We start from the raw sequence: 18,299 nt of genomic DNA, 5'->3' as shown, positions 1-18,299 counted from the left end.
ATTGATACATCTACACTTTTAAACATTGGAATGAATTATGCGATACATTAAATACCGATTCTAAACATACGTTTTTAAAGTACTAAGTAGGTAATTTATCATGTATCACTCACTCCAAAGCCAAGCAAGAACACGCCCTATCTACAATTACAGACACCCAGCGACCTCCCCTATAAACTCTGCTGTCAGTTCGCAGAACGAACGTATTAGTGTAGTGGGTATCGGTTTGATGGGGAGTCTACTCAGTGTTTCTTTTGCCAACAATGATCATAAAGTGATTGCGGTTGATATGGATTCTCGCAAAGTAAATGGTATCAACCAAAATCATTCACCCATTCAAGACGCCGAATTAGAAGCCGCTATAGTATCAGCGCGAAACAAGCGTAATTTGATTGCAACTAGCGATTTGCATAATGCAATTTTGCAAACAGAAGTGACCTTAGTCTGTATTGGAAAAATCGATTCAAAGGAATCAACTGTAGCCAAAAATATAGAAACTGTTTGCCAGCAAATTGGCGCAACCTTGGCAATCAAAGGTCAGTATCACTTGGTTGTGATTCATAGCAACTTGGAAACAACGAGTTGTGAGCAGCACTTAAAACCGATCATAGAGAAGTGGTCAAACAAGCGCTGTGGTAAAGATTTTGGTTTGTGCTATTTGCCCTTATATGTTGCTCACAAAAGCCAATATTCAACAGCCAAAATACATGATGGTATTTTGCAAGGCGCCCACGACAATAAAAGTGCAAATGCCGCTTCCAGGTTATTTTCCACCTTAGATATCGGATTGAAAAATGTGGGGGTCGCTGCAAGCTTGAATTCAGATTAAAAAATGAAACACCCAGAGTTAGTCAAATAACTTCCAAAACCAGCTTTTGTCTAACTCGGCTTCACATTTTTTAAGTTGAGTCGCGTAGCGCAGAGAACGGGCGTTGACCTTTTTGGCGACTTTTACTAACCAAGCTTTTTTATTGTAGGTACGCCTTTTGTAGCCCCCCCAACCTTCATGGTAGTTCAGGTATTGCGCGTACGCGTCCCACTTGGAAATCCCATTCACTTTATAGGTTTTAGAAATAAACCATCCCATAAAATCAATGGCATCATCAAAATCGTCGCGATCTGCACCGCTATTATTAGTTTCTCTAATATAGTCAGACCAAGTAGGCGTCTTTGCTTGAGAATAACCATAAGCGCTACTTATTCTTCCCCAAGGAATTAAACCAAAAAATACGTAATCTCTGGGCGGCAATGCATCGTGCCTAAAGGAACTCTCCTGATACATCATCGCCATAGGAACATGTATGGGTACGCCCCATTTTTCATTCATATCTGTAGCAGCGTCGTACCAATGATCTTTTTCTTCGAAAATATTACAAATATTGCTGATATTTTTGGGAGGGGTGGTACTACAGCCCACAAAAAATAGAGAGATCGTAGCGATAAAGAAAGTTTTTATAAAAAAACTAGGAATTTTTGTGAACTTTCTCATTACTACTGACTCTATACCTGTGTGTGTTTAAGTTATTGTGTGTTTTCCCTGGTAGTAGTTTAATGCCTGACCTAGAGTCAGGCATTTTTTTGCCTACAATTTAGTTACTTGGCTAAATAATTACTCTGAGGAGCGGCAAAATAATCCTTCAAAAAATCTTCAAAAGACACAGTGTCTTCTTTTTCCTTTTGTTTTTGTATCGCAATGGAGTCTTTAGCCTGTTGTTCAAATGATGCTTTGGAATACACCTTATAATCAGCAGACATAAGCTCGTCACGATACTTCTGTGCAAGCTCTACACCGAATCGACCATTATCTTTGTTTTGGGTAATCAACATGTCCAACAACTGTGCAGAAGGAGTCAAGGAGGGATCCGCAACCTTTTGCTTTTGTTGTTCAAGGGCTTGAGTATAAAGCGTACAATTGTTAGCTTCATCTAATACAGCTGCAACTTGTGCCATTTCCGCGAACAGCTTTTCTGTCCATTGAGGAATAGATTTGGCTACAGAATCATCACTTAATTTCAATTCTGGATCTCTACCATTCACCACTACCGCTTTTAGATTAGACTCGGTTTCAGCGTATTGTTGCTGGGTCATAAAATCACTTGGGGCAATGAGACAATAGGTTAGGAATACATCCAAGAAATAAAACTGCTCTTTCGCGATACCGATGTCACTAAACGGGTTCACATCAAGGGCTCGAACTTCAATATAATTAACGCCTCTTTTCGCTAATGCATCCGTAGGTTTCTCTAGCGGCAAGGTTGGTTGTTTAGGACGAATTGGAGAATAAAGCTCGTTTTCAATTTGCAATACATTGCTGTTGAGTTGGCGATACTCTTCATCTTCTTTGGTCTCAAATTCGGCATATTTTTCCGAAGGTGTATTAATCGCTTTGCGCACCGATGAAATATAACTGTCCATTTGGTTGTAGCAGATATTCAAACCCGATTGTTCTGAGTTGGTATATCCTAGATCACTCATTCTTAAAGACGTCGCATAAGGCAAATACATAGTTCCCTTAGCCAAATGCTGAAACGGTAAATTTGTTTTTTTACCACGAATAAAAGAACCACAAATAGCTGGCGAAGCACCAAATAAAAAGGGGATTAACCAACAAAAACGTCGATAATTTCTTATCATTGCAAAATATGCATCTGAAATACTGTGTTTGTCGGCTTTAGTCCCATCAAGGTTAGCTAACCATTGCTGCCAAAACTCTGTCGACAACGAAAAGTTAAAATGCACCCCTGCGATGGCTTGCATCATACTACCGTAACGATTTTTTAATCCAACCCGATAGAGACTCTTCATTTTTGCGACGTTCGAGCTACCATAATTAGCAATAGGAATATTGTCTTCACCATTAATAAAACACGGCATACTCATTGGCCACAAACGTTCATCTCCAATATTTTCCATCACATATTTGTGAACATCACGGAGTTGTTCGATAGTAACATTGGGATCAGACTCTGGTGGTGTAATAAATTCAAGCAGAGACTCAGAAAAATCGGTGGTGATAAAATCATGGGTTAACGCTGACCCTAATTTTTCATTATGGGGAGTTTGCGCTAGGCCTCCATCGGCATTAATTCTCAGAGTTTCACGCTCTACACCATGTTTGATTTGAGGTAAAGTAGCACGCACTTCTGGGCGTTGAAGGATCGCTAACCGATCAGTAAAAGACATTGAACTGGACGTCAAAATACATTCCTAATGAAAAATCGAATTTTAAAGGTGGGGAAAAATATCTGATTTTCAAGCAAAAATCGCCAAATATCGACTAAATACATATTCCCTCCCCCCTATTTTAAAGTTAAAACAAATAATAACAAATATTATTCAGAAACGTGTATTTCAACAATTTCACGGCCTAATTTAGTTAATTGCGGTTTAACCTTTTTAGCATCAGCCACTACAATAACTTGCATACGGTTAATATCAAGCAAAGAACGCGCTAAGCTATTTAACTCTGCCAATGTGATATTCTCAATTACTTCGCCTTGTTTATCGCGATACTCGCGCTCTAGGTCATAAGTTAATAAGTGATTTAAAAAGTTCGCTTTACTAAATGGGGTTTCGTAGCTCAACGCATCTGCTTGCGTGTATGCACTGCGCATAGACAACAATTCAGCTTCGGTCATACCGCTTTTACTAAAGGTATCTATTTCTGTGAGAATTTCCACGATACTGTCACCCGTATTCTCTTGCTTCACATCCGCTGAAGCTTGAAAACGCCCTAAGGTTTTGCCACCAATAAAGCGACTTGAAGCACCATAGGTGTAACCTTTATCTTCACGTAAATTTAGATTAATACGACTATTAAACATGCCCCCTAATGGGTAGTTCATTAGCTTACTTTTAAACTGTTTTCCGCTAGCGTCATAAGGTAACGCAAGTTCAACAACGCGCACTACAGACTGCGCCGAACCAGGTTTATCAACGAGGTAAATTTTACCTTCATTGTGCTTAGGAAATGTCTGGTACTCAGGAATTTGATAAGGCGCTCCTTGCCAGTCAATTAAAAACTGAATATCGTTGGCAATCTGCTGTTGATCGATATCTCCCACGATGACCAAATTAGCCATTACTGGCGAATAGTATTGCTGATAGAAAGCCTTAACATCGTTAAGTTCAATATTGCTTAAGGTGGTCAAATTACCCGAGTCAGGTAAGCTGATACGATTATCCTGCCCATACAATAAAGTATCAGTGGCACGCGCCGCCAACACTGACGGATTTTTTAATTGTTGCTGCAACTGTTGCGCTAAATTTTGTTTGATACGCTCAAAATCTTCAGGCAAAAACGCAGGCTTAAACAATTTTTCTTTTAATAGTGCCAGTGTTTTATCTAAATTATGCACTAAAGAATTAACGCGAATTTGTGTATATCGCCCACCTGCGCTGAAGCTAATCTGGCTTCCAAGCAATGCCAGCTCATTAGCCATTTGTTCATTTGACATTGTGGTGGTGGATTCATTCATCATTTCAGCAGTAAAGCTGGCTAATCCGGCTTTTTCTATTGGATCAAGCAGTGGGCCGCCTTCTAAACTCAATAAAAGTGTGACTGTGGGTGTTTCATCCGTGCTGTGGGTCAACATTTCAATCCCATTGGCAAATTGAGTACGTTGATACTCAGGCACCTTCACCGTAGGGTTTGGACCAGCCTTGGGCATAATCGAGCGGTCAAAATTATCATTTATCACCTCAGCGGTGACTTTTTGGTTGACCGTAGTAGTGGTAATTTGACGTTCTGGTAACTCAAAATTCTGTGGTTTTGCGACCAATTCAGTTTGTCCAACGGGCACAATACTCAATACAACCTTGGCTTTACCTTTAATGTACTGGCGATAAACGCGCATAACATCTTGTGCAGTGACATTGTTGTATCGATCAAGATCATATTGAACTAAATCTGGCTTAGCGTCGAAGATCTCATTTGCTGCTAGCGTAGAGACTTTGCCTGAAACACTCTGTAAACCGAAAATGGTCGAAGATTCGATGCTTGCTTTGGTTCTAGCTAAATCATCTTCACTGACACCGCGTGATTCAAACTCGACCAAAGACTCTTCAATGCGCTTTTGCAAATCAGATAGCTTTGTGGACTTAGCTGGGTTAGCTAAGGCAATTAATTGAAATTCGCAGGAAAGTTCTCTGCAAGGATGAGAAACCATTGCTTGAACAGCATGGTTATCTTTCACTAAGTTTTTGTAAAACAGTGAAGTTTTACCACCACCTAAAATATCAGACAGCACGTCCAATGGTGCTTCATCAGGGTGTCTGACATAAACGGTTGGAAATGTTAATTGAATAAGCGGTAAATAGACCTGGTCTTCGATTGTGACATAACGGTCGTTTTCCAATGTCACCGCCACTTTCTCTGGCGCTTCTACTGCTGGTCCTGCAGGTATGCTACCAAAATATTTTTTAACCCAGGCCAAGGTTTTGTTTGTATCAATGTCTCCGCCTATGGTTAACACCGCATTATTTGGTCCATACCAGCGTTTGAAAAATGCTTTTAAGTCATCCACGGTTACGCGGTCAAGATCTTCGACGTAGCCAATGGTAGACCAAGAATACGGGTGGCCTACGGGATATAAAGTTTCACTGTTGCGCTCACTTCTCAATCCGTAAGGTTGGTTGTCGTAACTTTGTCCACGTTCATTTTTAACAGTTTCACGTTGGATTTCGAACTTCTCTTGGGTGACAGTATCGAGTAAAAACCCCATACGGTCAGATTCTAACCAAAGCACTTTTTCCAATTGATTGGCCGGCACAGTTTCATAATAGTTAGTTCTGTCACTATTGGTTGAGCCATTCATACTGCCGCCAGCTTCAGTGATGATCTTAAAATGTTCATCATCCGCCACGTTCTTAGAACCTTGAAACATCATGTGTTCAAAAAAGTGTGCGAAACCGGATTTTCCAATCTCTTCTCTAGCAGAGCCAACATGGTAAGTAACGTCAACATGGACCAATGGATCGGAATGGTCTTCGTGCAACACTACGGTGAGACCATTATCTAACTTATATTTACTAAAAGGGATGGAAACATCGCCATCTTGGTTAGCTAAGTGTTGTTCAACTAGTTGTACACCAGCGGGTAAATTATCGATAAATACTTGCGGTTTAGATTGATTATCAGTGGAACATCCAGCGAGAAGTAAAGTCACACTTCCCAACATCAAAACGAGTCTCTTCACAATACTGCCTTATATTAATATGCTATTCGTGATTTTTTGTTTAACTATGTGTATTAAGTCTACCTTGATGGTACAAATAAAGTAATATGTTGTTAGAAAATGTGTACGATGGGAATGAAATGAATAAAGAAGAACAAATTATTGATTTAGATTTTGCTGTTTCTCAGCTAAGTGGCAATCAATCATTACTGATTAAATTACTGTTGAAGTTCAACGATCAATATCAAAACTTAGGGCAAGAGTTAGTTGTTTTAAAAGAAAAAAACGATCTCAAAGCCTACAAGGAAGTTATTCATACGGTAAAAGGGGTATCCGGTAACTTGGGTCTAAACGCGTTGCATTTTGCATCTAAAAAGTTGGAAACATCAGTTATCAATCAAAACGATTTTACTGAACTTGAAGAAAATTTTGTTAATCAACTCAACGCCACTGTGAATAAAATTAACAGTTTAGCCAACGACGAAAACGCCTCTGCGGATACGGGTGCAGAACAAGCGGACAAAAGTAGTCAAAGTATATTAATTGAGATGTTAGAAAATAACGAATTCATTACCCCTGATAAGCTAAACTCCTTGCTCGCTGACTGCGCGATTTCCGAAATGGAGAAACAAGCATTGCACAATGCGATTGGTGACTTAGATTACGAAGAAGCCCTCAGCGTAATAAATAAAAACAGCTAATTTACTCACGGCATTAGATAGATGAAGACAATTCCCATTGTGTTTGAAAATGACGATTTTGTCATTGTAAATAAGCCTGACGGTGTAGCTGTTCAAAATGAACAGTTGCAATCAGGTATTCTGCCGTACATTCAAAAACAATTGCAGTTAGACAAATTGTGGCTGGTTCACAGATTAGATAAAGTCACATCAGGTTTGCTTCTATTAGCTAAAAACGCCAGCGCAGCAAGTCGATTAAGTCAGTATTTTGCTGAGCGTAAAATTCAAAAATATTATTTAGCGATCAGTGACAAAAAGCCCAAGAAAAAACAGGGGGCAGTGATCGGCGACATGCATAAAATACGTGATGGGAAGTGGGCCTTAAAAACATCGCTGCATCAACCAGCCGCAGGACAATTTTTTAGTGCCGGTCTAGGTAATGGGCTACGTTTGTTTGTAATCAAACCCCATACCGGTAAAACCCATCAAATTAGAGTCATGTTAAAAAGCTTAAGCAGTCCAATTCTCGGTGATAATACTTATGCTGGGACCGAATCTGAGCGTACTTACCTGCACGCATACGGACTAGCCTTCGAGGATTGTGGACAACAAATTCAGATAAGCTGCATGCCAGTCTCAGGACAACACTTTACAATTCCAACTGACAATCAAAAAGCCGTAGCTTTGTTGTCTCCATGGGACTTAGTTTGGCCTAAATTAACCATTAAAAAGTCGAACAAATGATTAACAGCTATATTCGACATCCAATTGGCGTTTTGATCGCTGTGTCGATTTTTCTCACGTTTTCCATTGCCATGGTGATCCCCGTCGAATACATACCCGTTGATACCCGGTACGACAAAATACAACACGCCTGCGTTTTTCTCATTTTAACCTGCTCAATCTCAGCATGTTTGCGTATTAATCATTGGTTTATTGGTATTTTCCTAGCAATATTGGCAATAGCAAGTGAGTGTATTCAAGACTTGATACCTTACCGCAGCGGCAGTTGGGAAGATCTCTATGCTGATATTATTGGTATTTCTGTAGCGTGCCTAATTATCGAAATAGCCATTCGGATTTATCAAGCGTGGCGGAGCGGGGTTTAATGCTGACTATAGTAGGCAATGGTGCAATAGGTAACTTATTGGCCTTGCAATGCCACCACTTGCAATTTGATTATCGTATTGTAGTGCGCAATCAATCGCCATCAGAAATACGTTGCCAGACTGTACATCAACAAGAAATACTGCGCCCAGTTTATCAGCGTAGCAGTGATACTATTGAGCAAGGCTTATTCATTTTGCCACTCAAGGCCTATCAAATCATTCCAGCTATCGGGCAATTTAAGTCGCAATTGAGCGCTGAGGTCCCGTTGGTTTTGTTGCACAATGGGATGGTGGATCATGCACAGATTTTGGAGTTGTTACCAAACAATCCGATTTTAGTTGCGACCACGAGTTATGGAGCATTTAAACCCCAGTATGATGGCTTAAATGTAACAGGAATAGGTGCAACTCAAGCTGGATGGTTAAGAAACAGCGACGATAACTTGGGTTACCAACAAGTATTTGAAAAGCTATTGCCGCCCTGCAGTTGGCATAAAGATATTTTACAGATTTTGTGGCGAAAATTAGCGGTAAACTCAGTGATTAATCCACTTACCGCGATTCATAACGTTGCCAATGGTGAATTAGCTAAACAACCATATCGCAGCACAATTATGGGTGTCACTAAGGAAATTTCGGCGCTCATGAATGCTGTAAATTTAGCGGTAACACAGCAGGAATTGTTCGCTAATTGTATGGCAATTATTGAAAAAACAGCAGGCAATTATTCTTCAATGCATCAAGATGTGCAGTATAAACGCAAAACAGAAATTGAAAATATTAGTGGCTATGTGGTTAGCCAAGGAAAACAATTATCGATACCAGTGCCATTCAACAACGAGTTGTTTGAGCAGGTCAAAAAAATAGAGACTTATTACCTTTAGATAATAAGTCTCTATCTGATCCAAACTTTAAACTTATTCCTGTGGAGCCTGAGGCTTCATATGCGGGAATAAAATAACGTCTTTAATAGTTGGACTATCAGTGAATAACATGACCAAGCGATCGATACCAATCCCTTCGCCAGCAGTAGGTGGAAGACCATACTCAAGTGCCGTAATGTAATCTTCATCAAAATGCATGGCTTCATCATCCCCAGCATCTTTTTCTTCTACTTGCTTTTTAAATCGCGCCGCTTGATCTTCAGAATCATTCAATTCCGAGAACCCATTGGCTAACTCACGTCCACCTACAAAGAACTCAAATCTATCGGTAACAAAGTGATTTTCATCGTTACGGCGAGCCAAAGGTGAAACTTCCCATGGATAGGCGGTGATAAAAGTAGGTTGGATTAATTTCTCTTCTGCTGTTGCTTCAAAGATTTCACACAAGTACTTACCCGCTCCCCAAATACCATCCACTTCAGGTTCTTTGATATTCAGCTGTTTCGCCATGGCTTTTAGTTCATCCAAATGATTTTCTGGATCTTTAATTGCCGCTTCATTGGCTTCAGGCCAATATTTTAAGACAGCGTCATTCATAGTCAGGCGTTCGAAAGGTTGACCGAAGTCATATTCGATCTCACTAATAACGTTGCCTTCAACGTCTTTTTCAGTACTTTTAATAATAGTGCTACCCAATACATCCTGCGCCAGTGTGCGCAACATGTCTTCGGTCAAATTCATCAAATCATGATAATCGGCATACGCCTGATAAAACTCAAGCATGGTGAATTCAGGATTGTGACGTGTCGATAAACCTTCATTACGGAAGTTTCTGTTAATTTCAAACACACGTTCAAAACCACCGACCACTAGACGCTTCAAATAAAGTTCAGGCGCAATACGTAGGTACATGTCAATATCGAGCGCATTATGATGAGTGACAAAAGGTTTTGCTGTAGCCCCACCAGGAATCACTTGAAGCATTGGCGTTTCGACTTCCATGTAATTTCTTTCAGTTAAGAAATTACGGATACCAGTAACAATTTTACTGCGGATCATGAAAGTATCACGAGTTTGCGTATTAGTGATCAGATCAACATAACGCTGACGATATTTGGTTTCTTGATCAGCCAAGCCGTGGAACTTTTCAGGCAATGGACGCAATGACTTTGTGAGCAACTGATATTCATCCATATTGACATACAAGTCGCCTTTACCAGATTTATGTAAGACGCCTTTTACACCAATAATGTCACCAATATCCAAACTACCGTATCGGGCTTTAATATCTTTTTGGGTATCTTTGGCAGCGTAAGATTGAATACGCCCTTTCATGTCTTGTAATAATAAAAATGGACCACGTTTGGCGAGTATACGTCCAGCGATACTAACCACTTTACCCAAGTCAGCAAGGGCTTCTTTTTCGTGCTCTCCAAACTCGTTCTGTAAATCTTGGCTATAAAATTCACGTCTAAATGAATTTGGAAAACCATTAGAGCTGCATTCGCTCCGAATTTGTTCTAGTTTACTGCGGCGTTCCGCAATCAATTTGTTTTCATCTTGCTGAATGTCAGTCATCGACTTTCCTGAAAGTGTTTATATCTTTAAAAAGACTATGTTTGTTAAAGACCAGACTTTAAGCTGGCCTGAATAAATTTATCTAAGTCACCGTCTAACACGGCTTGGGTATTTCTGGTTTCAACACCTGTACGTAAATCTTTAATTCGCGAATCATCTAAAACATAAGAACGAATTTGACTACCCCAACCAATATCTGACTTACTGTCTTCCATGGCTTGCTTCTCATCATTCTGTTTTTGCATTTCGTATTCGTGAAGTTTCGCCTTCAGTTGTTTAAACGCCTGATCTTTATTTTTATGTTGTGAACGGTCATTCTGACATTGCACCACTATATTAGTGGGTAAATGAGTAATTCGCACCGCTGAATCTGTACGGTTAACGTGTTGTCCCCCCGCACCTGATGCACGATAAGTATCTATCCGCAAATCAGCAGGGTTGATATCAATTTCTATATCATCATTGATTTCAGGATAAACAAACGCGGATGCAAACGACGTATGTCGACGGTTACCCGAGTCAAATGGCGATTTTCTTACTAAGCGGTGTACACCTGTTTCAGTGCGTAACCAACCAAATGCATATTCACCAGCGAATCGAATAGTGGCACTTTTGATGCCTGCCACATCGCCATCGGAGACTTCAATTAACTCTGGTTTAAAACCGTGGGCTTCTCCCCAACGCAAATACATGCGCAGAATCATATTGGCCCAATCTTGGGCTTCGGTGCCACCAGATCCCGATTGAATATCAAGATAACAATCATTGCTATCGTTCGGTCCTGAGAACATGCGGCGAAACTCTAGTAATTCAAGTTTCTCAACAAGCTGATCTAATTCAGCTTGAGCTTCATCGAAGGTTTCTTGATCTTCTGCTTCAACAGCTAATTCAAGTAAGCCTTCCACATCTTCCGTTCCTTGATCAAGTTTTTCAATAGTTTCAACAACTTGTTCTAAAGCAACTTTCTCTTTACCTAATGCTTGCGCACGCGCAGGTTCATTCCAAACATCAGGACTTTCTAGTTCGCGGCTAACTTCTTCTAAGCGTTCTTTCTTAAGATCGAAGTCAAAGATACCCCCGAAGCAAAGCATTACGTTCTCTAACGTCTGCTAGCAAATTTTGTATAGGATTGATTTCAAACATAAATCTTATATGAGTATTTTAAATTAGGGCGTGGATTCTACCGGATTTAGCGGCGTTTGGACAGATAGCAAACAGCATAAAGGCAGTATTAATCACACTGCCTTTAGCTAATCTTAAAACAATTCCTGTATTTTAAGCTAGAAGCTGAATGTATACCGCAGTTTTAGCAACCGGATATAACTTTTAGCTACATCTTCTCTAATGTACTAATACCCAGCAAATCCAGACCAGACTTAATGGTTTTTGCCGTTAAAGCAGAGAGCGCAATGCGACTATTTTTTTGCTCTTCAGTTACCCCATCTTTAAATATCGGGCAGGCTTCGTAGAAAGTCATAAAGTTGCTGGCCAAATCGTACAAGTAGCTACATAAAACGTGTGGCGTTGCTTCACTAGTAAGCAAGTTCAGCGCTTCAACATATTGCAATAATTTAACAGCTAGAGTGCGCTCTTGTGGACTTTGTAAATCAAAATTAGCCACAAAATTGCTGGTGTCGCCGGCTCCATCTTTAAATATTTTATTGGCTCGGGTGTAAGCATATTGAATGTAGGGCGCAGTGTTGCCTTCGAAACTTAACATTGAGTCCCAATTAAAAATATAATCAGTGGTTCTATTTTTACTCAAGTCTGCGTATTTAACTGCGCTAATACCAATTTTTTCAGCAATTTGTTGACGTTCTTGCTCACTGAAATCAGATTTTCTGGCCGCCATCAATTTCTCAGCACGCTCTACAGCTTCATCTAGCAAATCAGCTAGTTTTACGGTACTGCCACTGCGCGTTTTAAACGGTTTACCGTCTTGGCCTAACATCATGCCAAATGGACAATGTTCATAGGTTTGTTGTGCCGAAATAAAGCCTGCTTTTCGTGCCACAATTTCAGTCTGTTTAAAATGTAAAGCTTGACGTGCATCAGTAAAGATTAAGGTTCTATCTGCATGGAGCTTTTGACAGCGGTAGCGAATTGCAGCCTGATCGGTAGTTGAATACAAATACCCACCACCAGACTTTTGGATTATGTATACTGCCGGCTCGCCTTCTTTATTGGCTAATTCTTGAATGAATACAACTAACGCACCTTGGTCTTCTACAGCGATGCCTTTTTGTTTTAGCTCGTCAACGGTAGGCTTTAAATCATCGTTATAAGCGCTCTCACCCATAATATCTTTGCGAGTAAGGGAAACATTCAACTTGTTGTACACTTCTTCGCTATGCTTAATTGAGATATCGATAAAATCTTGCCACAACGACAAACAGTGAGCGTCGCCACCTTGCAGTTTCACTACGTATTGTCTAGCGCGATCGGCAAAGCCTTGCTCTTCGTCAAATCTAACTTTAGCTTCACGATAGAAATCTTCTAAGTCAGATAAAGCGGTTTCCGCTACTTGGTTAGCGGCAATTTTATCACTCAAATGGGCTAACAACATGCCAAACTGTGTACCCCAGTCCCCCATATGATTCTGACGAATAACGTTATGCCCCATAAATTCGAGGGCTTTTACAACAGCATCACCTATGATTGTGCTGCGAAGATGGCCGACATGCATTTCTTTGGCGAGATTAGGAGAAGAATAGTCAACCACTACGGTTTTCGCTTCTTGCTTTTCAACCCCTAAACGCTCATCGCTAAACGCAGTTTGTAATTGTGTTGCTAACCATTGCGGGTTCAAATGAATATTGATAAAACCCGGACCGGCAATTTCCAATTTTTCAGCGATATCATCTAACTCAACGGCATCCACAATTTTTGCTGCGATATCTCTAGGCTTCTGTTTTAATAACTTTGCCAACGCCATAGCGCCATTGAATTGGTATTCACCGAACTCTGGGCGCGTGCTTTTTGCCAGAGGCGCAGGGGCGTTTTCGGGAGCACCTATGGCGACTAAAGCGGCTTTAAAACGGTCTAACAAGACAGTATGTAAATTCATAATTTAAACTTAATTTCTTAGTAATTTATAAGTATTAGTGTTCACGAGTAGTATGAAATTCGATTTCAGGATAGCGTTCGCGAGACAAATTCAAATTCACCATAGTAGGAGCGATATATGTCAGGTTGTCGCCACCATCTAGGGCTAAATTGATTTCTGCTTTACGCCTAAATTCATCCAGCTTTTTAGCATCTTTACTGTAAACCCAACGGGCTGTACTGACATTTACATGCTCATATAATGCGTCTACATTATATTCGGCTTTTAAACGCGCCACGACCACATCAAATTGCAAAACCCCAACAGCACCTACAATTAGATCATTGTTCACTAATGGTCTAAATACCTGCACAGCGCCCTCTTCGGATAATTGAATTAGGCCCTTTTGTAGCTGTTTCTGCTTCAATGGATCTTTTAAGCGAATGCGTTTAAATAACTCTGGTGCGAAATTAGGAATACCCGCAAACCGAAATTTTTCCCCCCAAGTAAAAGTATCACCAATTTGAATCGAACCGTGATTATGTAACCCGATAATATCACCAGCGTAGGCTTCTTCTAGCAATGCGCGATCACCGGCCAAGAATGTAAGCGCATCAGATATACGTACATCTTTGCCAATTCGAGTTTGATGCATTTTCATGCCTTTTTCGTATTTACCAGAAACAATGCGGCAAAAAGCTATACGATCGCGGTGTTTTGGATCCATGTTGGCTTGTATTTTAAACACAAAGCCACTGAACTTATTTTGGTCAGATGATACGGCTCCAGTATTCGATTCTCTTCCCTGTGGTTTTGGCGCCCATTCAACCAACCCATCCAACATATGATCAACACCAAAATTACCTAGAGCTGTACCAAAATAAACCGGTGTCAGTTCGCCATCTAAAAACTCTTGCATATCAAATTCATGTGAAGCGCCTTTTACTAAATCCAACATTTCACGTAGTTCTTCTGCATAACTACCAATGGCTTCGTCTAACAACGGATTATCAATACCTTTGATAATTCGTTCTTCTTGGATAGTGTGACCCATTCCCGTTTGGTAAAGAATGGTTTCATCTCTAAGCAAGTGGTAGACACCTTTGAATTCTTTGCCCATGCCTATTGGCCAAGTAATAGGTGCGCATTTAATTTTCATTACATCTTCGATTTCGTCTAACAGGTCGATAGGATCGCGTGTATCCCTATCCAACTTATTTACAAACGTAATGATTGGGGTATCACGTAAACGCGTTACCTCCATAAGTTTGATAGTTCTTGCTTCAACACCTTTGGCTGCATCTATCACCATCAAGCAAGAATCTACAGCCGTCAGAGTTCGGTAAGTATCTTCTGAGAAGTCTTCGTGCCCAGGCGTATCCAACAAATTTACCAAATGCTCTTTATACGGAAATTGCATCACTGAAGTAGTAACGGAGATACCCCGCTCTTTTTCCATTTCCATCCAGTCAGACTTAGCGTGCTGACCGGATTTTTTGCCTTTGACGGTTCCTGCTTTTTGCAAAGCATTTCCAAACAAAAGCACTTTTTCAGTGATCGTGGTTTTACCCGCATCCGGGTGCGAGATGATCGCAAAGGTGCGACGTTTATCGACTTCTTGCTGATATGACATGGGCCCTTCAATCTAGCTAAATTATTACAAAGAATTTCGGGCGCGAATTGTATATGAGATAGGCGAAAAAGTCCCGTTGCTTGTTAATTGTTTCAACTTTTTCAGTAAAATAACCCTAGATCTATAAAAATAAAGTAAAAAAATGAAATTTTAGATTTACTGTTAGAATTTTTTAGCTTATATTTTGGACTGGTAAGTTTTTTACCTACTCATAATTTTTTTACTGGAAGATCCGATGTCACGAAGAAAAAGATTTAGCGGCGAGCAACTGCGTTCTTTGAGGAAAGAAGCTGGTTACACTCAAGAAGAACTTGGTCAGCGAGTTGGGATCAGCAGAGAGACTGTGTCAGCTATTGAAAATGACAAACCTGAAACGATGAACAGTATCGGCGTAGAAGTTATTAGTAAATGGTGGTCAGTATGCCGCCAAAGGGCCTCTGAACAAACTAGAGAGTCTTTTTTCTCAACAGTGATGGATTATTTCGGCTTTTCCCATAGCTGATGCTACTTTCCCACTATTTACCCAAATTGCTAACAGCCCTCCTAGGAGGGCTTTTTATCTTTGCGGGTATGTATACTTTTGGTAACCCCCTTTTATTCGACCGATTGTTTATTTGTATCCTTGTATTTACCGCTATCGTCTGTCGAAAAAATGTCAACGTTTTAGGGGTTGTCATTATTTTGGTAATTCAAAGACTGGTTGAAGAAACCGCATGGTCGATTAGCGAATTAGAATTTGCAGATCTAATAAAAGCTTCGTTTTACCTTCTTAGTATCGCGGTCTATTGGAAAATCAAATACGACAAAGCATCCAGGTTACTGCTTTTAGGTCTTATCATTTCTTTATCCGCTGAATTTTATTGGATATTGAATCAACAACTCGCCCCTGAAATCTATTGGTATATTACCTTACAGTCTTCCTATTTATTTGCGCGGCACCTTTTTTTCATGCGTGTTGCTTACATGTCAGATATTCTGCCCAAACAAAAAATTGAATCAATCAACCTTGATTGGCAGATGTATAAATTAAATGCCCTGTTTGCCGTACTTCAACTATTTATGATTTTTGAATACATAATTCGTAGTGTATTCGAATATAAAAAAGTACTGTTGATTTGGACTTCTTATCCATACCTAGCTCAACTTTGCTATACCTACCTTATCTGGATCGTTTTCTACGAAAGCTATAAATTGTTAATTCCTAAGCTACTTCGCGCATAAATCACTGCAAAATTGTTTAAAAAAAACGCATACTGTTACACTGTTGTGGATTTAAATCCACATTTTGCATTTTGATTAAAGATGAGGAAAAGCAATGAGAAGCGAAAATATAATCAAAGTCGCCCTGCTCACGTTACTACTGACCACCTCAGTTGTGGCTTCTAACGCTTATGCAGGTTCTAAACAAAAACCCCCTATAGCCGAAACAGTTAATGCAAGCGCCTGGTACGACAGTATTATTAGCTTGTTCAACTTCTAAGCCACCATATCCATTTACTAATTTAAGGAATAACCATGAAACACAACACACTAATCAAAGCCGCTATGCTAACAATCGTTATGACCACCTCTGTTGCTGCCACCAGTGCACACGCTGGCTCAAAACAGAAACCACCTATTGCTGAAACAACTCAAGCAAGCTCTTGGTACGACAGCATCCTTAGCTTTTTCAGCTTCTAAATCGTCATTAACTCATTTAACAAATTAAGGAATAACCATGAAACACAACACACTAATCAAAGCCGCTATGCTAACAATCGTTATGACCACCTCTGTTGCTGCCACCAGTGCACACGCTGGCTCTAAACAGAAGCCACCTATTGCTGAAACAACTCAAGCAAGCTCTTGGTACGACAGCATCCTTAGCTTTTTCAGCTTCTAAATCGTCATTAACTCATTTAACAAATTAAGGAATAACCATGAAACACAACACACTAATCAAAGCCGCTATGCTAACAATCGTTATGACCACCTCTGTTGCTGCCACCAGTGCACACGCTGGCTCTAAACAGAAGCCACCTATTGCTGAAACAACTCAAGCAAGCTCTTGGTACGACAGCATCCTTAGCTTTTTCAGCTTCTAAATCGTCATTAACTCATTTAACAAATTAAGGAATAACCATGAAACACAACACACTAATCAAAGCCGCTATGCTAACGCTCGTTATGACTACCTCTGTTGCTGCCACCAGTGCACACGCTGGCTCTAAACAGAAGCCACCCATTGCTGAAACAACTCAAGCAAGCTCTTGGTACGACAGCATCCTTAGCTTTTTCAGCTTCTAAATCGTCATTAACTCATTTAACAAATTAAGGAATAACCATGAAACACAACACACTAATCAAAGCCGCTATGCTAACACTCGTTATGACCACCTCTGTTGCTGCCACCAGTGCACACGCTGGCTCAAAACAGAAGCCACCTATTGCTGAAACAACTCAAGCAAGCTCTTGGTACGACAGCATTTTGAGCTTATTAAAAGTCTAAAAATCAGTGATCTAGTTAGATATATGCAAACTTAAGAATACATGTTTAGAAATAGGTAAGTTTTTAAAGTAGTAACTTAGTTCCCATTATCGGTAGTGAATAGTAATGAATAATTTCGTGTTTAAATTATTCGAACAAAGTGAAATCCTGTTGCTTTGATGCTCAATTCGTTTCAGAAAGGTGCTTGTTTGTTATGACAAAAGTGCCTTCTTCCCCGTTTCAACCCGCATTTCAGCTAAAATTTGTTTAACGGTAAATTATTTACCTTTAAAAAACAAACAGTTATATATTTAGGATGTTTTTTTACACCATGTGGAATTCAATCCACAAAACGTTGCTTACAATATGTTGAAAATTAAGGCAGACAATAATTTTTAATACGCCAATTCAATTGTTGTTTGCTACATATATAATAATAAATGGAGTAGGAACCTTATGTATATAACAGGTAGTGATTTGCGGAAAATGCGTTTAGAAGCTGGTTTAACAACTGTTCAAATGGCTAAACTTGCAAATGTTAAAACTAGAAAAACTTATGAAAATTGGGAAAAGAATATTGGTAGCCCAAGCATGAATCAATTCATCGCAATGTGTAATGGGTGTCAATTCAACTCATCAGCAATTGTTCAAATGGCAATGGATCGTTCAGATGCCAGCCAACAAATGAATTTAGAAAGTGCTGCAGTAAGATAAATTAAAATAAAT

At 39.8% G+C, this 18,299-nt stretch carries 21 protein-coding genes; 14 read left to right on the top strand and 7 right to left on the bottom strand.

The features are described from left to right. Positions 1 to 100 precede the first annotated feature (100 nt). Positions 101 to 829, top strand: coding sequence for an NAD(P)-binding domain-containing protein (locus tag VUI23_RS06415; RefSeq protein WP_216050199.1), 729 nt, complete (start codon positions 101 to 103; stop codon positions 827 to 829). Between the two features lie 18 nt (positions 830 to 847). Here VUI23_RS06415 and VUI23_RS06410 read toward each other — a convergent pair whose 3' ends face one another. The 3 genes from VUI23_RS06410 to VUI23_RS06400 all read right to left on the bottom strand — a co-directional run bounded on the left by VUI23_RS06410 (position 848) and on the right by VUI23_RS06400 (position 6,197). Next, positions 848 to 1,489, bottom strand: coding sequence for a hypothetical protein (locus tag VUI23_RS06410; RefSeq protein WP_342807370.1), 642 nt, complete (start codon positions 1,487 to 1,489; stop codon positions 848 to 850). A 104-nt stretch (positions 1,490 to 1,593) separates the two neighbouring features. Continuing rightward, entirely contained in the window at positions 1,594 to 3,183 is a 1,590-nt protein-coding gene (gene gshA / locus VUI23_RS06405; protein WP_342808250.1) for a glutamate--cysteine ligase, read from the bottom strand. A gap of 149 nt (positions 3,184 to 3,332) precedes the next feature. Continuing rightward, the gene (locus VUI23_RS06400) at positions 3,333 to 6,197 is read right to left on the bottom strand and encodes a pitrilysin family protein (RefSeq protein WP_342807368.1); all 2,865 of its coding nucleotides are present in this window, start codon (positions 6,195 to 6,197) and stop codon (positions 3,333 to 3,335) included. A gap of 119 nt (positions 6,198 to 6,316) precedes the next feature. Here VUI23_RS06400 and VUI23_RS06395 point away from each other — a divergent pair, with 119 nt between their 5' ends. From VUI23_RS06395 to VUI23_RS06380, 4 genes are read left to right on the top strand one after another with little or no spacing between them, the layout of a single operon-like run. Continuing rightward, on the top strand, positions 6,317 to 6,877 hold the full coding sequence (locus VUI23_RS06395; protein WP_342807366.1) for an Hpt domain-containing protein: 561 nt from the start codon (positions 6,317 to 6,319) through the stop codon (positions 6,875 to 6,877). 21 nt (positions 6,878 to 6,898) lie between these two features. Beyond that, positions 6,899 to 7,600, top strand: coding sequence for a TIGR01621 family pseudouridine synthase (locus VUI23_RS06390; RefSeq protein ID WP_216050196.1), 702 nt, complete (start codon positions 6,899 to 6,901; stop codon positions 7,598 to 7,600). Next, positions 7,597 to 7,965 carry a VanZ family protein gene (locus tag VUI23_RS06385; protein ID WP_216050195.1) on the top strand — a complete coding sequence of 123 codons (369 nt, stop codon included), beginning with the start codon at positions 7,597 to 7,599 and terminating at the stop codon, positions 7,963 to 7,965. The genes VUI23_RS06390 and VUI23_RS06385 overlap by 4 nt, the downstream gene beginning before the upstream one ends. Then, positions 7,965 to 8,849, top strand: a complete 885-nt coding sequence (locus VUI23_RS06380; RefSeq protein ID WP_342807364.1) for a 2-dehydropantoate 2-reductase — start codon at positions 7,965 to 7,967, stop codon at positions 8,847 to 8,849. The genes VUI23_RS06385 and VUI23_RS06380 overlap by 1 nt, the downstream gene beginning before the upstream one ends. Positions 8,850 to 8,882: 33 nt before the next feature. Here the strand turns inward: VUI23_RS06380 and lysS are convergent, their stop codons facing one another. From lysS to prfC, 4 genes are all read right to left on the bottom strand, one after another. After that, the gene (gene lysS, locus VUI23_RS06375) at positions 8,883 to 10,427 is read right to left on the bottom strand and encodes a lysine--tRNA ligase (RefSeq protein WP_216050193.1); all 1,545 of its coding nucleotides are present in this window, start codon (positions 10,425 to 10,427) and stop codon (positions 8,883 to 8,885) included. A gap of 44 nt (positions 10,428 to 10,471) precedes the next feature. After that, positions 10,472 to 11,570 (bottom strand): peptide chain release factor 2 gene (gene prfB / locus VUI23_RS06370; RefSeq protein WP_216050192.1). Its coding sequence is split into 2 segments (ribosomal slippage): positions 10,472 to 11,494 and positions 11,496 to 11,570, totalling 1,098 coding nucleotides; the frame shifts between segments, so codons are not numbered across the junction. A 187-nt stretch (positions 11,571 to 11,757) separates the two neighbouring features. Beyond that, positions 11,758 to 13,494: an arginine--tRNA ligase gene (gene argS / locus VUI23_RS06365; RefSeq protein WP_303501166.1), complete on the bottom strand. Its 1,737-nt coding sequence runs from the start codon at positions 13,492 to 13,494 to the stop codon at positions 11,758 to 11,760. A 34-nt stretch (positions 13,495 to 13,528) separates the two neighbouring features. Beyond that, complete coding sequence (gene prfC / locus VUI23_RS06360; RefSeq protein WP_342807362.1) at positions 13,529 to 15,106, bottom strand: peptide chain release factor 3; 1,578 nt, start codon at positions 15,104 to 15,106, stop codon at positions 13,529 to 13,531. 235 nt (positions 15,107 to 15,341) lie between these two features. On the opposite strand from prfC, the gene VUI23_RS06355 reads away from it, so the two are divergent. The 9 genes from VUI23_RS06355 to VUI23_RS06315 all read left to right on the top strand — a co-directional run bounded on the left by VUI23_RS06355 (position 15,342) and on the right by VUI23_RS06315 (position 18,287). Continuing rightward, a complete protein-coding gene (locus tag VUI23_RS06355) occupies positions 15,342 to 15,608 on the top strand; it encodes a helix-turn-helix transcriptional regulator (RefSeq protein WP_216050139.1) in 267 nt (88 codons plus the stop codon). Between the two features lie 179 nt (positions 15,609 to 15,787). Next, positions 15,788 to 16,327, top strand: a complete 540-nt coding sequence (locus VUI23_RS06350; protein WP_342807360.1) for a hypothetical protein — start codon at positions 15,788 to 15,790, stop codon at positions 16,325 to 16,327. A gap of 94 nt (positions 16,328 to 16,421) precedes the next feature. Beyond that, positions 16,422 to 16,586 (top strand): hypothetical protein, encoded by a 165-nt coding sequence (locus tag VUI23_RS06345; protein ID WP_216050137.1) that lies wholly within the window; start codon positions 16,422 to 16,424, stop codon positions 16,584 to 16,586. Positions 16,587 to 16,621: 35 nt separating this feature from the next. Continuing rightward, positions 16,622 to 16,786 carry a hypothetical protein gene (locus tag VUI23_RS06340; protein WP_342807358.1) on the top strand — a complete coding sequence of 55 codons (165 nt, stop codon included), beginning with the start codon at positions 16,622 to 16,624 and terminating at the stop codon, positions 16,784 to 16,786. A 37-nt stretch (positions 16,787 to 16,823) separates the two neighbouring features. Beyond that, positions 16,824 to 16,988, top strand: coding sequence for a hypothetical protein (locus tag VUI23_RS06335; protein WP_342807358.1), 165 nt, complete (start codon positions 16,824 to 16,826; stop codon positions 16,986 to 16,988). 37 nt (positions 16,989 to 17,025) lie between these two features. Next, positions 17,026 to 17,190, top strand: coding sequence for a hypothetical protein (locus VUI23_RS06330; RefSeq protein ID WP_342807358.1), 165 nt, complete (start codon positions 17,026 to 17,028; stop codon positions 17,188 to 17,190). A gap of 37 nt (positions 17,191 to 17,227) precedes the next feature. Then, entirely contained in the window at positions 17,228 to 17,392 is a 165-nt protein-coding gene (locus tag VUI23_RS06325) for a hypothetical protein (RefSeq protein WP_216050136.1), read from the top strand. A gap of 37 nt (positions 17,393 to 17,429) precedes the next feature. After that, complete coding sequence (locus VUI23_RS06320) at positions 17,430 to 17,594, top strand: hypothetical protein (protein ID WP_216050135.1); 165 nt, start codon at positions 17,430 to 17,432, stop codon at positions 17,592 to 17,594. 435 nt (positions 17,595 to 18,029) lie between these two features. Next, positions 18,030 to 18,287, top strand: coding sequence for a helix-turn-helix transcriptional regulator (locus VUI23_RS06315; protein WP_216050134.1), 258 nt, complete (start codon positions 18,030 to 18,032; stop codon positions 18,285 to 18,287). Positions 18,288 to 18,299 lie beyond the last annotated feature (12 nt).

Source organism: Alteromonas sp. M12 (assembly GCF_037478005.1).
GTDB classification, from domain to species: domain Bacteria; phylum Pseudomonadota; class Gammaproteobacteria; order Enterobacterales; family Alteromonadaceae; genus Aliiglaciecola; species Aliiglaciecola lipolytica_A.
The sequence above is the reverse complement of the archived record's forward strand: the minus strand, read 5'-3'. Positions and strand labels throughout refer to the sequence as shown.

Bases quoted from the DNA above. Each gene is read 5' to 3' on its own strand.
- argS (WP_303501166.1), bottom strand. From the start codon at position 13,494: ATGAATTTACATACTGTCTTGTTAGACCGTTTTAAAGCCGCTTTAGTC.
- VUI23_RS06385 (WP_216050195.1), top strand. From the start codon at position 7,597: ATGATTAACAGCTATATTCGACATCCAATTGGCGTTTTGATCGCTGTG.
- lysS (WP_216050193.1), bottom strand. From the start codon at position 10,427: ATGACTGACATTCAGCAAGATGAAAACAAATTGATTGCGGAACGCCGC.
- VUI23_RS06355 (WP_216050139.1), top strand. From the start codon at position 15,342: ATGTCACGAAGAAAAAGATTTAGCGGCGAGCAACTGCGTTCTTTGAGG.
- VUI23_RS06315 (WP_216050134.1), top strand. From the start codon at position 18,030: ATGTATATAACAGGTAGTGATTTGCGGAAAATGCGTTTAGAAGCTGGT.
- VUI23_RS06340 (WP_342807358.1), top strand. From the start codon at position 16,622: ATGAAACACAACACACTAATCAAAGCCGCTATGCTAACAATCGTTATG.
- VUI23_RS06390 (WP_216050196.1), top strand. From the start codon at position 6,899: ATGAAGACAATTCCCATTGTGTTTGAAAATGACGATTTTGTCATTGTA.
- VUI23_RS06345 (WP_216050137.1), top strand. From the start codon at position 16,422: ATGAGAAGCGAAAATATAATCAAAGTCGCCCTGCTCACGTTACTACTG.
- VUI23_RS06320 (WP_216050135.1), top strand. From the start codon at position 17,430: ATGAAACACAACACACTAATCAAAGCCGCTATGCTAACACTCGTTATG.
- VUI23_RS06330 (WP_342807358.1), top strand. From the start codon at position 17,026: ATGAAACACAACACACTAATCAAAGCCGCTATGCTAACAATCGTTATG.
- VUI23_RS06410 (WP_342807370.1), bottom strand. From the start codon at position 1,489: ATGAGAAAGTTCACAAAAATTCCTAGTTTTTTTATAAAAACTTTCTTT.
- VUI23_RS06380 (WP_342807364.1), top strand. From the start codon at position 7,965: ATGCTGACTATAGTAGGCAATGGTGCAATAGGTAACTTATTGGCCTTG.
- VUI23_RS06325 (WP_216050136.1), top strand. From the start codon at position 17,228: ATGAAACACAACACACTAATCAAAGCCGCTATGCTAACGCTCGTTATG.
- prfC (WP_342807362.1), bottom strand. From the start codon at position 15,106: ATGTCATATCAGCAAGAAGTCGATAAACGTCGCACCTTTGCGATCATC.
- gshA (WP_342808250.1), bottom strand. From the start codon at position 3,183: ATGTCTTTTACTGATCGGTTAGCGATCCTTCAACGCCCAGAAGTGCGT.
- VUI23_RS06395 (WP_342807366.1), top strand. From the start codon at position 6,317: ATGAATAAAGAAGAACAAATTATTGATTTAGATTTTGCTGTTTCTCAG.
- VUI23_RS06335 (WP_342807358.1), top strand. From the start codon at position 16,824: ATGAAACACAACACACTAATCAAAGCCGCTATGCTAACAATCGTTATG.
- VUI23_RS06415 (WP_216050199.1), top strand. From the start codon at position 101: ATGTATCACTCACTCCAAAGCCAAGCAAGAACACGCCCTATCTACAAT.